The organism is Microbacterium esteraromaticum (genome assembly GCF_900163815.1).
Taxonomy (GTDB): domain Bacteria; phylum Actinomycetota; class Actinomycetes; order Actinomycetales; family Microbacteriaceae; genus Microbacterium; species Microbacterium esteraromaticum_B.
On the sequence record NZ_FUKO01000011.1, the window covers coordinates 83,535 to 97,378 of the forward strand.

Here is a 13,844-nt window from a genome sequence, read left to right on the forward strand (position 1 = left end):
CTACACTCGTGCGATGCGTGAGAACCCTCGGACCGACGCCTTCGTCCGCGTGCGCGGAGCCAGCGAGAACAACCTGCGCGATGTCGACGTCGATGTGCCGCGCGATCAGATCGTCGCGTTCACCGGAGTTTCGGGGTCGGGAAAGTCGTCGCTCGCCTTCGGCACCATCTTCACCGAAGCGCAGCGTCGGTATCTCGAATCGGTCGCACCATATGCGCGGCGCCTGATTCAGCAGGGTCACGACCCGCACGTCGACTCCATCACCGGGTTGCCGCCGGCGGTCGCGCTGCAGCAGCGCCGCGGTGCGCCGAGTTCGCGGTCGAGCGTCGGCACCGTCACGACGCTGTCGAACTCGCTGCGCATGCTCTTCTCGCGTGCCGGCACCTATCCCGAAGGTTTCACTACCCGACTCGATTCCGACGCATTCTCGCCGAACACGGTGGTCGGCGCATGCCCGCAGTGTCACGGCATCGGCGTCGCCCGGGACGTGACCGAAGCATCGCTCGTTCCCGACCCGTCGCTCAGCATCCGCGACGGAGCGATCGCCGCGTGGCCGGGAGCCTGGCAGGGCAAGAACCTGCGCGACATCACCATCACGCTCGGCTACGACATCGACCGGCCGTGGCGAGACCTTCCGCAGGCCGACCGTGACTGGCTGCTGTTCACCGACGAGCAGCCTGTCGTGCGGATCATCCCGCTGCGCGACCGCATCGAGAAGCCCTACAAGGGCAAGTTCTGGAGTGCGAAGAAGTACGTCTTCCACACGCTCGCCGACTCGCAGAGCGAGATGATGCGCAAGAAGGTGCTGCAGTTCGTGCGCTCGGGCCCGTGCCCGCTCTGCCACGGCACCGGGCTTCGCCGCGAAGCACTCGCCGTCACTTTCGCCGGCCGCTCCATCGCCGAGCTCAATGCGCTGCCGATGACGGAACTCGCGGCGGTCATCCGCCCCACCACCGAACTCACCGACCCGGCCGCAGCCCTGCCCACGAACCGCTCCGGCGAGCGCACCGATGTCGCGGTCGCCATCACTACCGATCTGCTCGCCCGCATCACCGTGCTCATCGATCTCGGGCTCGGATACTTGGGTCTCGGTCGCGTGACCACGACGCTCTCCCCTGGCGAGATGCAGCGACTGCGCCTGGCGACGCAGCTGCGATCGGGGCTCTTCGGCGTCGTCTACGTGCTCGACGAGCCATCGGCTGGGCTGCACCCGGCTGATGCCGAGCAGCTGCTCGAGGTCTTGGAGCAGCTGAAGTCGTCGGGCAACTCGGTGTTCGTGGTCGAACACAACATGGATGTCGTGCGGCATGCCGACTGGATCGTCGATGTCGGCCCCAGTGCTGGCGAGGGCGGCGGCGAGGTGCTCTACAGCGGAGAGGTTGAAGGCCTCGCGGCGGTCGACGCATCACTCACGCGGCCGTACCTGTTCCCGGCGCAGCATACCCATCGCCGCGAGGCGCGTGCGCGACGCGAGCCGACGCAGTGGATCGACGTCGAGGGCATCTGCCTGCACAACCTCACCGGTATCGACGTCACCGTCCCGCTCGGGGCGCTCGTCGCGGTGACTGGCGTCTCGGGCTCGGGCAAGTCGACGCTCGTCAGCCGCGTGCTCTACGACGTCGTGCGCGCGAAGCTGCATCCGACCGCCGATGACGAGGGGTCGTTGGGCGCTGATAGCGAGCCGGCGGACGAGTCGGGCGTCGCCGAGGCGACCGTGCCCGACGCTCGTGCCGATGCGCTGACCGTGCGGCGCACGGCGGGGCTGGAGCACATCGGCCGTCTGGTGCGCGTCGACCAGAAGCCGATCGGCCGCACCCCGCGATCGAACCTCGCGACCTACACCGGCCTGTTCGATTCCGTTCGCGCCGCCTTCGCCCGCACCGACCTCGCCGTCGAGCGCGGGTACACGGCCAGCCGCTTCTCGTTCAATGTCGCCGGCGGTCGCTGCGAAACCTGCCTCGGTGAGGGGTTCATCTCGGTGGAGCTGCTGTTCCTTCCCGGAAGCTACGGCAGATGCCCGACATGCCACGGCGCCCGCTACAACCCCGAGACGCTCGAGATCACCTATGACGGCAAGTCGATCGCAGACGTGCTGGGTCTGACGGTCCAGCAGGCGGCCGACTTCCTCAGCGGAATCCCGGCAGCCTCACGGAGCCTGAAGACTCTGCTCGACGTGGGTCTCGGCTACCTGCGCCTCGGGCAGCCGGCCACCGAGCTCTCGGGCGGCGAGGCGCAGCGCATCAAACTCGCCACCGAACTGCAGCGGATGCGGCGCGGCCACACGCTCTATCTGCTCGACGAGCCTACGACCGGCCTGCACCCCGCCGACGTGCAACGGCTGCTCACGCAGCTGCACGCCCTCGTCGATGCCGGCGATACGGTCGTCGTCGTCGAGCACGACATGGATGTCGTCGTCGACGCTGATTGGGTGATCGACCTCGGTCCCGCGGGCGGAGACGCCGGTGGGAAGATCGTCGCGGCGGGAACCCCGGATGCTGTCGCCGAGAACCCGCGCAGCCGGACGGCGCCGTATCTGGCCGCGCGACTGGCGCGGTGAGCGCGACACGACCGCAGACCGACCCGCCGCCTACTCTCGTCTAGCATGAAGCCATGCGCACATATACATCTCTGATGGTGCTCGGTGCGGTTCATCAGTTCCAGCCAGTCCACGGATATTTTCTGCGCAGGGAATTGTCGACCTGGCATGCGGATGAATGGGCGAACACCCGACCAGGGTCGATCTACAACGCACTGAAGTCGCTGGTTCGCGATGGGTACATCGAAGAAGACGGCACGACCTCTGAGGGCAACTACCCCGCACGTACGACATATCGGATGTCATCGACCGGGGAAGTGGAATTGCTGCGCATGGTGCGCGATGTGCTGTGGGATGTGCAGACGTTCGACACGAGAGGCGCTCTCGCGCTGACATCCTTCATGTTCGCGCTCACCCGAGCCGAGGTGATCGCCGGTCTCGAGCATCGGATCGGCAAGATCGACGGCCTGATCACCACCAACACATTCCATGTCGAGGACACACTGAAGTCCGAGACGACGCCGAAGTATGTGCGCGAGATCTTCGACCTCGCCTCGGCCCGACTGCGTGCCGAGCAGACGTGGGCTCAGACACTGCGGGATCGGGTGAGCTCAGGCGATTACCAGTTCGCCGGGGAGTGACTCGGTACAACCGCGACTAAGTCGCGAACGGCTGATGCGCTCAACGCAGTGGGCTGGGCACCCCGGTGCTGAGCCACGATCGCCCCGGCTGCGGCACCGTCGAGCGTCGCAGCACGGAGGCCGTCCCCGCGCGCCAGAGCAGCGGCGAAGCCACCACAGAAGGCATCTCCCGCACCAGTCGTGTCCACCGGTTCGATCGGGAATGCTGGCACATGGAACGGCTCGTCTCCATGGCCGAACACCGAGACGCCTTCCGCCCCCCGAGTCTGCACCACCGTCGTGTGCAACCGGAGCGCGTCGAGCCCGCCCAGCGCGGCAGCCTCAGACTCATTGACGATGAGGATATCGACGAACGGCAGCATCTCCCAGGTCGCGGGGTGCGCGGGCGCGGCGTTGAGTACGGTGGTGACCCCGTATGAGCGCGCCGCGCGCAGCGACTCTGCAGCCACCTCCGTCTGGATCTCCAACTGAGTGAGCAGTACCCGTGCGCCACGAACGGATGCGACAGCATCCTTCAGCCGCAGCTGCGCGTTTGCACCCTGTGCGACGACAATGCTGTTTTCGCCACCCGGGAGCGAGAAGACGTACGCGACTCCGGTGACACCGTCGACCTCGACGACATAGTCGCAGTCGATTCCGCTGGCCCGCATCGCCTCTCGCAGCATCGCGGCATCGGGGTCTGAGCCGACCGCTCCGCACATGCGCACCTCGGCGCCGCACCGGGCAGCCGAGATCGCCTGATTCAGGCCTTTGCCCCCGGGGTACATCCCGAGGCCGGCGCCGAGGACGGTCTCGCCCGGCTGGGGCAGCCGGGCGAGACCGGCGTAGCGGTCTGCGTTGATGCTTCCGACGACGCAGACGGGTCCGACGTTCATCAGACCGCGATCGCGGGGGCCTGCGCGCGGTACGAAACAGCTGGGTGGTCTCCGGTGATGGTCGCTTCGTCCGATTCGACCAGTCGCTCACGCAAAGTCGCGCCACGGCTCTCGCCGAGCGCGCCGCGCTCGCGCAGGATCGGCAGCACCTTCTCGACGAAGTCGATCGTCGAGCCGGGCTGGATCACCGGAGCGAGAAGGAAGCCGTCCAGGTCTGCGCCTTCGGCGAGTTCGATGATGCGGTCGGCGACCTGCTCAGCGGTGCCGACGAACGCCTTCGAACCCGCGCCGTGCTCGTGCCAGTCCTTGAGCACATCTCCCACGGTCATGCCGGCGAATCGCGACACCTGCGACTGCGACAGCTCGGTGTGCAGATCAGTCATCGGAGTCGCCGGATCGTACGCCGACAGATCGAGCCCGGTGAACCACGCGTACGATGCCACCGTGACCTCAGGCGTCTGCGAGTCCAGCACCTCCTGGTAGAGGCGCTGTGCGTCCTCCTCGGTCTCACCGATGATGCAGCGGAATTCCGCCATGACGCGCACGGACCCCGCATCCCGTCCGGATTCCACCGCCGCCGCTCTGATCGCCCGACTGTGCTGAGCGAGCTGCTCGACGCTGCCGCCGCCGACGAACATGCACTCGCCGTGCTTGCCACCGAATGCCCGGCCCGCCGGAGAAGAGCCGGCTTGGAAGAGCACCGGCGTGCCCTGCGGCGAGTATGCGGAGTTGCCGTAACCCTCGCTGCGGAAATAGGGCCCCTCGTGGGAGATCGCGTGCACCTTGGTCGGATTGGCGAAGGCACCCTGTTTGTCCTTGGTCAGTGCGTCCGGCTCCCAGGCGCCTTCCCAGAGCTTGTAGACCAATTGCACGAAGTCGTCGGCCATCGCGTACCGCTCATCGTGCGCGACCATCGGCACGCCGAATGCCTTCACAGCGGTGTCGGCAGTGCCAGTGGTGACGATGTTCCAGCCGACGCGTCCCTTCGAGAGCTGGTCAAGCGTCGCCATCCGCCGGGCGAAAGCATATGGCTGCTCGAGCAGCGTGGACCCGGTCATGACGACACCGAGCTTCTCCGTGTGCGCCAGAATCGCGGATGCCACGATGAACGGATCCAGGCGCGGCAGGTCGAGCCCCTCGATGGAGGCGACGTCGGGACGCACGCCATTGACCTCAGCCCAGCCCCAGGCGTCGGCGAGGAACAGGAAGTCCAGTCCGCCCTCTTCGCAGATCTTCGCGATCTTCAGCCAGTACTCCAAGGTGTCGTACTGGTCGCGCTGATTGTCGGGGTGCCGCCAGGTGGCGCGACCGGTGTCGTTGGCCTGGGCGTTCTCGAACAGACCGAAATGCAGTTTCTTCACTGTTTCTTCCTTTCACTACTCATGTCTCGAATGCTGCTCACTGCGCGGTCGGCTCGCCGTCGCTCCACCACAGCACCCGTTTGCGCACGATGGCGAGGACGCTGATCAGGAGGACGCCCATCAGGCAGAGCATGAAGATGCTGGCCCAGGTGACTTCGAGGTTCGCCTGCGCAGCGGATGTGGTGACCAGAGAGCCCAGCCCGGCAGCGGTACCGGCGGCGACGAACTCGGCGACCGCTGCACCGACTACGGCCAGGGGAAGGCTGATGCGAAGCCCTGCAAAGAAGTAGGGCATCGAACCGGGGAACCGCAGGTCGCGGAAGATCTCCCAGCGCGACGCATGAAGCGTGCGGAAGACGTCACGCGCCCGCGGGTCGACACTCCGAAGTCCGGCCAGCGAATTGACCAGCACGGGGAAGAACACGACGATGCCGGTGATGATGTACTTCGGCAGCATCCCGAACCCGAAAGCGACGACCAGCGCCGGTGCGATCGCGATCACCGGGGTAACCATGACGAGCACGATGAGCGGCATCAGAGCCCGCTCGACGATCTCGAATTCGCTCATGACAACAGCGATGCCGTATCCGAGGACGATCGCCGCTCCGGCTCCGACCGCCACCTCCTGCAGAGTGATGAAGAAGTTCTGCCAGTACATCGCCGGGTCCTCCAGCAATGTCACGACGACGGCGCCCAGCGACGGCAGGATGTACGGGTTCGTGAGAGCAACAAGCTCCCAGAGCAACGCGACAGCAGCGAAGACGATCGCCGTCGGCACCCAGACGCTGGGCCGGAGCCACCTGCGGAAACCGAATCCGCGAGGATAGGCGCTGTGTGCTCGCTGCGCGACGACAGCCTGTGTCGCCGAGACATCCATGGTGCTAGACATGCGCGTCCTCCTCCATTACTGCGGCCAACCGGAGCCGCACATAGGCCTCGAGATCCCGGAAGGCGTCACTCGCGTACGCGTCCTCGTGACGGGGGCGCGGCAGATCGACATCGATGATCTCGGCGATGCGTCCTGGGCGTGCGGCCATCAGCACGATGCGATCCGAGAGGACGATCGCCTCAGGCACAGAGTGCGTGACGAACATCACCGACTTGCGGTTGGACTGCCAGAATTCGAGCAGTCCCATGCGCTGCTGGTCGCGATTGATCTCGTCCAGCGCCGAGAACGGCTCATCCATCAGCAGGATGCTCGGGTCGAAAGCAAAGGCGCGCGCGATTGCGACTCGCTGCTGCATTCCACCCGACAGCTGCTTCGGATACTTGTCGAGTGCGTGTCCGAGCCCGAACGATCTCAGCAGCTCATCCGGCTCCCGCAGCACCCGCCCGCGATTCCCGCGCGGGTTGATGCGCACCGGAAGCTTCACGTTCTCGCGCACGGTACGCCAGGGCAGCAGTGCCGGCGCCTGAGGGACGAGCCCGATCGACTTGCGCTTGGTCGCCACGCGCACGCTGTCGGTTCCGATCTGCACAGAACCGCCATCAGCATCCAAGAGCCCGGCGACGACCTTGAGCAGGGTCGATTTGCCGCATCCGCTCGGCCCGATCACCGATACGAACTCACCGGGCGCGACGTTCAGGCTCACGTCGTCGAGCGCGAGCATCTCCTGACCGGGAAGACCGAACTTCTTGACGAGGTGCGAGATCTGCACGCCCTCGCCGATCGTGTCCGCCGTCATTTCGATGCACCCGGCCAGATCAGCTCACCGCTCGAGTCGTACAGCGACGCAACGATTTCAGTATTGATGACGTCCTCGATCGCCGGGACCGTCTTGGCCGTGCCGAACTCCTTCACAAGGCCAGCGGCATGCTGCCACTGCTCAGCGTTCTGCATTCCGGGCGCACCGACCGTGCTGTCGCGCACCCACTGGGACTCAACTGCCCATGTGCGCTCCTGCTGCTCGCGGGGGAAAGCCTTGCCCTGGCCGTTCTTCTCGGCGAGCTCGGTGATGCGATCGATGCAGTCGGCTTCATCCTCGAGGCAGTGCGCGAGCGCCTTCAGGCTTGCACGCATGAAATCGGACACTGCTTCCGGGTGAGCCTTCAGGAATTCTGAGTTGACCTCCATGACGTTGTACGTGCCGTCGATGTCGAAGTCCGCGGGCAAGAACTTGGAGTACGCGTCTCCCATTGCGTCCAGCGTCGCGCACTGGTTCGACGCGTAGCCGACAACCGCATCCACTTGTCCGCGCAGAACGACTGTCGGGTCATAATTGGTCATCTTGATCATGTCGATCTCGGATTCATCGGCACCAGCAGCATCCAGCATCGCGCCGGCAACCGGAGTGAGGTTGATGAAATATCCGAGCGTGCCGCCTTCAAGGTCTTTGAGGGACTTGATGCGCTCGTTAGCGAAGATGCAGAACGGCGATGTCGTGCCATAGGTCGCCACTGCGGTGATGTTGCGGCTGTTCGCCGCTGCCATCAGCACGTCCTCGGCGGAGCCCAGCTCCGTGAATTGTGCTTTGCCGGACGACACGAGCTGCTGTCCGTTGCCACCGGCAGCATTGATCTCCACGTCCAGGCACAGGTCGTCGAAGTATCCGAGTTCATCTGCGATGAACACGTCGAGCTGGCCAGCGCTGGCGGAGTAGCCGTAGCCGGAGATGTAGGTGAGGGTACCGGCATCGGCATTGCGTTCACACGCTGCCTTGTCGATCAGACCGTCAGCGCTGCCCGCGCCGTCATCAGCAGGGGTGCCTCCGCAAGCCGCGAGCGCGAACGCTCCGAGAAGGACCCCGGTCAGGACGACAGCCTGTCGTCCTCGGTTCTTGAGGTTGTTCAAAGCGCTTGCCTTTCGTCATTGAGGGCTGGTCGAGATGACTCTAGTCAAGTTTGAATGCTTGGGCAAGAATCAATTTCGAATCGTCTCCGACTATCGGCGTGCAACCCTCAGCCGTGCTAGCGTTATTAGACAAGTTTGACTAGTCACCAGGAGAATCGATGTCGATTGAGAACCCCCCGTCCCCGGGCCCGATGGACCTGCGACTGCGCCGCGCCTTCTCTTCGTTCCCGACCGGAGTCGTCGCTGTGTGTGCGTTGCGGGACGATGAAACTGAGCCGATCGGCATGGCCGTGAACTCGTTCACTTCAATCTCACTCGAGCCCGCACTGGTAGCGATCAGCGTCGCGAATACCTCGCGGACTTGGACGAAGCTCGCGGCAGCGTCGTCCGTCGGCTTGAGTGTGCTCGGGCACGGCCAGGAGCAGGCGAGCCGCAGTCTTTCCTCGCGAGATGGTGACAGGTTCGACGGCGTCCGCTGGGTGGCTCAGGATTCCGGTGCCGTGCACCTCGAGGATGCCGCGCTGTGGCTGACCTGCCACTTCGAGAAGCTCGTCGCAGCAGGCGACCACACCATCGTCCTGCTCGCCATCGATGATGTACAGCACTTCGACGACATCGAACCACTCGTCTTCCATCAGAGCCGCTATCGCTCGATTGTGGCGTAGGGGTGCAGGCGTTGAGGATCACAGGCACCGTCGTACACGGCGACGGACGCGGCCACGGACTCGGGTTTCCGACGGCCAATCTCCAGGTCTCCGAACTTTCCTGTCCGGACGGCGTCTACGCCGCCTGGGTGCGGCTCGCAGCTGAATCCTCGTGGCGGGAGGCGACAGTCAGCATCGGCGACAATCCGACCTTCGACGACGTCACCGACACCCGGGTCGAGTGCCATATCCACGACTTCAGCGGAGACCTCTACGGCGCAATGGCGACGATCGTCCTGGTCGGTCTGATCCGTGAGATGCGGGCTTTCGGCGACGTCGCCGGGCTTATCGAGGGCACGGCCGCCGACCTGCTGATCTCCCGTCGGATGCTGTCGGCTTCGCCCCCTCCGACACCATGCGCCGAAAGTGCTGGCGACTGCGTCGAGCCCGGACTCGAATAGTTCCCGATGCTCATCGCGACCGACCTGGATGGCACGCTGATACCGAACGCCGCTACCGAGGTGCCAGCGTTCACCGCCCGCGTCCTCCGGCGTCTCGATCGACAAGGTGTGCCTGTCGTGTTCGTCACGGGCCGGCCGCTGCGCTGGATGGACGGACTCTGGCCGCATGTGGGAACGCATGGCTTAGCCATCGCCTCTAACGGCGCGATCACATTCAGTGTGCCCGAGCGCAAAGTCGTGCACTTGTCAGGCATAGAGCCCACAGAAGGACTCGCCCTGTGCGATCGCATCTCGCAGTTGGTTCCCGGCGCACAATTCGCAATCGAATGCGTCGACGGGATCCGACTAGATCAGCGCTATCCGGCTTTGCCCCCACAGGGCCACGACGTTCCCAGAGCGCCGCTGCGAGATATCTGGGATGCACCAGCCGCCAAGCTGCTCGTGAGGCACCCGAACTTGGAATCAGCAGACTTCCACAGCCAGATGACGGAAGCGGTCGGCCATCGAGCGACCCTCACGTGGTCGGTCAGCGGGCTCGCTGAGATCAGCGCTCGCGGTGTCACCAAGGCCAGCGCTCTGGCCGAACTCTGCCGTGGCCTGAACGTCTCAACCAAGGACGTTGTCGCCTTCGGCGACATGCCCAACGACATCGCCATGCTCACGTGGGCCGGAACAGCGTTCGCAGTCGCCGACGCACACGAGAGCGTCCGCGCCGTCGCCCACGAAATCGTGCCATCATGCGCTGAAGAGGGCGTCGCCCGGACTCTTGATCGCCTCGTGCGCTGAGGCAGGCCGAGAGAGATGTGCACTCGGCCCCGTGATGGCACACTCTCCACCGACGCCGCAACCCCCTCCCTCTATCAGCACGCACACGGCATCGTCGCCTTTAGATGTCGCGCGCAGTCCGCGGGCGACGGGAAGGAACGCATGATGGCTGACACCACAGACGACCGCCAGAAGGTTGCTGACCTGATCAAGGATTTCCGCTTCGCGATGTTCACGACCCGGCACGCCGAGGGCAAGCTGGTCTCGCGTCCGCTGACCGTGCAGGAGACCGAGTTCGACGGTGACCTCTGGTTCCTGGTGCCGAAGAGCTCGTCGCCCGTCGCCGAGATCGCCGCCCACCACGAGGCATGCGTCTCGCTGAGTTCGAACGACTCGTGGGTCTCGCTTTCTGGAACCGCACAGCTCGTCGACGATCGCAGCAAGATCGAGCAGCTGTGGAATCCGATGGTCGACGCGTGGTTCCCCAACGGGCCCGACGACCCCGACGTCGGAGTGCTGAAGTTCACCGCCGACTCGGCCGAGTACTGGGACACGCCTGGCGGAAAGATCGCCACCGTGTTCAGCCTCGTGAAGTCGAAGGTCACCGGCGAGCGCTACGACGGCGGCGAGAGCGGCACCGTGGAACTGTGACTCTTTGACGAAGCCCCCGGTGATCTCCGGGGGCTTCGTCGTTCGCTGACAGACTGAACCCAATCGATTCCCGGAGGATGCCATGAACGCCCCGAACATCGTGATGCTGCACGTCACCGATCGCCCCGAAGACGTCGCCCGCGCGATCCTTTCCGCACGCACGCTGCACAAGGCTCGGCCGGCCTACAGCATCCGCATCATCGTGAACGGCGCTGCGCTGGCCGGACTCACGACGGATGCCGCGCCGCTCGACATCGAACACCTGCCCGAGACCGCCACACTCGAGGCCTGCGAGGTCGGCATGCAGGTGCATGACATCGCGCCCGCTGCCCTGCAAGACGGGGTCGGCACGACAGCATCCGCCATCGCCGCGCTCAGCGAAGGTCAACTCTCCGGCGCCGCATACATCCGCATCTGAGGCCCGCGCGCTGGCTTCCTTGGCGCTACTGGTTCGTCCCGCGCATCCACCGAGAAACCATTTCCTGCGCGAGAAACCACGCCACACGTGGTCTCTCGGGCGGGAGGTGGTTTCTCGACAGGTTGCTCACCGAGACCGGGCGATGAGGGCCGCCAGACGCGTGCCCGCGACGCCGGTAGACTGAACACGCCCCGCCGGCCCCTTCCTTTGGAGTGCGCGTGACCGCAAACACCCCCACCACTCACGTCCCCGACTCAGTCGAGAACGCCCTCGCGACTCCTGAGAAGGAGCAGCCGTACGGCGCCCTCGGGTTGAAGGACGACGAGTACGACCAGATCAAGACGATCCTCGGCCGTCGCCCCACGTCGGGCGAGCTGGCGATGTACTCGGTGATGTGGTCGGAGCACTGCTCTTACAAGTCGTCGAAGAACTACCTGCGCCGCTTCGGCGAGAAGGTCTCTGACGAGATGAAGGAGCGCCTCATGGTCGGCATGGGCCAGAACGCGGGCGTCGTCGACGTCGGCGAGGGCTGGGCGGTCACCTTCAAGGCCGAGTCGCACAACCACCCCTCGTTCATCGAGCCCTTCCAGGGTGCGGCCACGGGTATCGGCGGCATCGTCCGCGACATCATCTCGATGGGCGCGCGTCCCGTCGCCGTGATGGATGCTCTGCGCTTCGGCGCCATCGACCACCCCGACACTCCCCGCGTGGTGCATGGCGTCACCGCCGGCATCAGCTTCTACGGCAACTGCCTCGGCCTGCCCAACATCGGCGGCGAGACGGTCTTCGACTCCGTCTACCAGGCAAACCCTCTCGTGAACGCCCTCGCCGTCGGCGTGCTCCGCCACGAAGACCTCAAGCTCGCCAATGCCGAAGGTGTCGGCAACAAGGTCGTGCTGTTCGGCGCCCGCACCGGCGGCGACGGCATCGGTGGCGCGTCGATCCTGGCATCCGACTCCTTCGACGACGGCGGACCCACCAAGCGGCCCGCCGTGCAGGTCGGCGATCCCTTCGCCGAGAAGGTGCTCATCGAGTGCTGCCTCGAGCTGTACAAGGCCGAGCTCGTCGAGGCCATCCAGGATCTCGGGGCCGCCGGCATTTCGTGCGCGACCAGCGAGCTGGCGGCGAACGGCAACAGCGGCATGCACGTGTCGCTCGACAATGTGTTGCTGCGCGACCCGTCGCTGACCGCCGAAGAAATTCTGATGAGCGAGTCGCAGGAGCGGATGATGGCGATCGTCGCGCCGGAGAAGCTCGACGCGTTCCTCGAGGTCGTTGCGAAGTGGGACGTCGAGACCAGCGTGCTCGGCGAGGTCACCGGCGACGGGCGCCTCATCATCGACTGGCAGGGCGAGCGCATCGTCGACGTCGACCCGTCGACCGTCGCCGTCGACGGCCCGGTCTACGATCGCCCCGTCGCGTATCCGACGTGGATCGACGCACTGCAGGCGGATGCTGCCGAGACACTGCCCCGCTCGAACGAGCCGGCCGTGCTGCGTGAGCAGTTCTTCGCGCTGCTGGGCAGCCCGAACCTGGCCGACACGAGCTGGATCACCAACCAGTACGACTACTACGTGCTCGGCAACACGGCACTCTCGTTCCCCGATGACGCCGGCATGATCCGCGTCGATGAAGAATCGGGTCTCGGCTTCGCGATCGCCACCGACGCCAACGGCCGCTATTGCCAGCTCGACCCGTACGCGGGCGCGCAGTTGGCGCTGGCCGAGGCGTACCGCAACGTCGCCGTCACCGGCGCCACCCCCACCGCGATCACCGACTGCCTCAACTTCGGCTCTCCGGAGAACCCCGAGGTCATGTGGCAGTTCGGCCAGACCGTCGACGGCCTCGCAGACGGATGCTACGAACTCGGCGTCCCCGTAACCGGCGGCAACGTCTCGTTCTACAACCAGACCGGCGACACCCCGATCCACCCCACGCCGCTCGTCGGCGTGATGGGCATCATCGACGACGTGTCCCGCCGCATCCCCTCGGGATGGCAGGACGAAGGGCAGAACATCTATCTGCTCGGCGTCACCTCGACCGAGCTCTCGGGTTCTGCCTGGGCCGAGACGGTGCATCAGCACCTCGGCGGACGCCCGCCTGCCGTCGACCTCGCCGGCGAGAAGCGGTTGGCCGGGCTCATCGGCGCGGCCCGCGACGAGTGGCTCATCTCTTCCGCGCACGATCTGTCTGAGGGCGGCCTCGGCCAGGCCCTCGCCGAAGGCGTCATGCGCTTCGGCGTCGGCGCCCGCGTCTGGCTGACCGAGCTCATGGAGCGCGATGGGGTGGATGCCGCATCCGCTCTGTTCTCCGAATCGGCCGGCCGCGTCATCGTCACGGTCCCCCGCGAAGACGACGTGAAGTTCCAGGGTCTGTGCGAGGGTCGCGGCTACCCGGTGCTGCGCATCGGCGTCACCGACCGCGAGCCTACGCTCGAGGTTCAGGACGTCTTCACGGCAACAGTCGACGAACTGCGCGAGACGTCGCGTGCGACTCTGCCCGCGGTCTTCGGCCCGACCATCACGGAGCCGGTCTCGCGATGAGTGATCTGAAGCCCCATGACGAGGACTACGGCGACCTCGGTGAGCGCCGCAACCGCCGCATCCGCATGGTGGCGTGGATCGCAATCGGCTCGATGATCCTCGTCGGCGGCGGCTCGACGGTGTTGACGCTGCTGATCGGATAGCGCGCTTCGCAACCA

The 13,844-nt window shown here is 65.6% G+C and carries 14 protein-coding genes; 9 read left to right on the top strand and 5 right to left on the bottom strand.

Annotated elements, in window-relative coordinates:
- Positions 1 to 13 precede the first annotated feature (13 nt).
- Entirely contained in the window at positions 14 to 2,557 is a 2,544-nt protein-coding gene (locus FM104_RS03135; RefSeq protein WP_087130001.1) for an excinuclease ABC subunit UvrA, read from the top strand.
- A gap of 53 nt (positions 2,558 to 2,610) precedes the next feature.
- The gene (locus FM104_RS03140; RefSeq protein WP_087130002.1) at positions 2,611 to 3,177 is read left to right on the top strand and encodes a PadR family transcriptional regulator; all 567 of its coding nucleotides are present in this window, start codon (positions 2,611 to 2,613) and stop codon (positions 3,175 to 3,177) included.
- Here the strand turns inward: FM104_RS03140 and FM104_RS03145 are convergent.
- Genes FM104_RS03145 through FM104_RS03165 form a run of 5 tightly spaced genes read right to left on the bottom strand, consistent with a single transcriptional unit; the run spans position 3,156 to position 8,204 of the window.
- A complete protein-coding gene (locus tag FM104_RS03145; protein WP_087130003.1) occupies positions 3,156 to 4,052 on the bottom strand; it encodes a ribokinase in 897 nt (298 codons plus the stop codon). The genes FM104_RS03140 and FM104_RS03145 overlap by 22 nt on opposite strands.
- A complete protein-coding gene (locus FM104_RS03150) occupies positions 4,052 to 5,413 on the bottom strand; it encodes an NtaA/DmoA family FMN-dependent monooxygenase (protein ID WP_087130004.1) in 1,362 nt (453 codons plus the stop codon). The genes FM104_RS03145 and FM104_RS03150 overlap by 1 nt, the downstream gene beginning before the upstream one ends.
- A 37-nt stretch (positions 5,414 to 5,450) precedes the next feature.
- A complete protein-coding gene (locus FM104_RS03155) occupies positions 5,451 to 6,302 on the bottom strand; it encodes an ABC transporter permease (RefSeq protein WP_256971496.1) in 852 nt (283 codons plus the stop codon).
- A complete protein-coding gene (locus FM104_RS03160; protein ID WP_087130006.1) occupies positions 6,295 to 7,098 on the bottom strand; it encodes an ABC transporter ATP-binding protein in 804 nt (267 codons plus the stop codon). The genes FM104_RS03155 and FM104_RS03160 overlap by 8 nt, the downstream gene beginning before the upstream one ends.
- Positions 7,095 to 8,204 carry an ABC transporter substrate-binding protein gene (locus FM104_RS03165; RefSeq protein ID WP_087130007.1) on the bottom strand — a complete coding sequence of 370 codons (1,110 nt, stop codon included), beginning with the start codon at positions 8,202 to 8,204 and terminating at the stop codon, positions 7,095 to 7,097. Before FM104_RS03165 ends, FM104_RS03160 begins: the two co-directional genes overlap by 4 nt.
- A 158-nt stretch (positions 8,205 to 8,362) precedes the next feature.
- Here FM104_RS03165 and FM104_RS03170 point away from each other — a divergent pair, with 158 nt between their 5' ends.
- The 7 genes from FM104_RS03170 (at position 8,363) to FM104_RS16440 (ending at position 13,829) form a co-directional block, all read left to right on the top strand.
- Positions 8,363 to 8,869 carry a flavin reductase family protein gene (locus tag FM104_RS03170; protein WP_087130008.1) on the top strand — a complete coding sequence of 169 codons (507 nt, stop codon included), beginning with the start codon at positions 8,363 to 8,365 and terminating at the stop codon, positions 8,867 to 8,869.
- Positions 8,870 to 8,880: 11 nt separating this feature from the next.
- Positions 8,881 to 9,309: a riboflavin kinase gene (locus FM104_RS03175; protein ID WP_179206651.1), complete on the top strand. Its 429-nt coding sequence runs from the start codon at positions 8,881 to 8,883 to the stop codon at positions 9,307 to 9,309.
- Between the two features lie 6 nt (positions 9,310 to 9,315).
- On the top strand, positions 9,316 to 10,095 hold the full coding sequence (locus FM104_RS03180; RefSeq protein ID WP_087130010.1) for an HAD family hydrolase: 780 nt from the start codon (positions 9,316 to 9,318) through the stop codon (positions 10,093 to 10,095).
- Between the two features lie 144 nt (positions 10,096 to 10,239).
- A complete protein-coding gene (locus tag FM104_RS03185; RefSeq protein WP_087130046.1) occupies positions 10,240 to 10,725 on the top strand; it encodes a pyridoxamine 5'-phosphate oxidase family protein in 486 nt (161 codons plus the stop codon).
- Between the two features lie 82 nt (positions 10,726 to 10,807).
- A complete protein-coding gene (locus FM104_RS03190; RefSeq protein ID WP_087130011.1) occupies positions 10,808 to 11,143 on the top strand; it encodes a DsrE family protein in 336 nt (111 codons plus the stop codon).
- A gap of 218 nt (positions 11,144 to 11,361) precedes the next feature.
- Entirely contained in the window at positions 11,362 to 13,686 is a 2,325-nt protein-coding gene (purL, locus tag FM104_RS03195) for a phosphoribosylformylglycinamidine synthase subunit PurL (RefSeq protein ID WP_087130012.1), read from the top strand.
- Positions 13,683 to 13,829 carry a hypothetical protein gene (locus tag FM104_RS16440; protein ID WP_179206653.1) on the top strand — a complete coding sequence of 49 codons (147 nt, stop codon included), beginning with the start codon at positions 13,683 to 13,685 and terminating at the stop codon, positions 13,827 to 13,829. The genes purL and FM104_RS16440 overlap by 4 nt, the downstream gene beginning before the upstream one ends.
- The last annotated feature ends 15 nt before the right edge of the window (positions 13,830 to 13,844 follow it).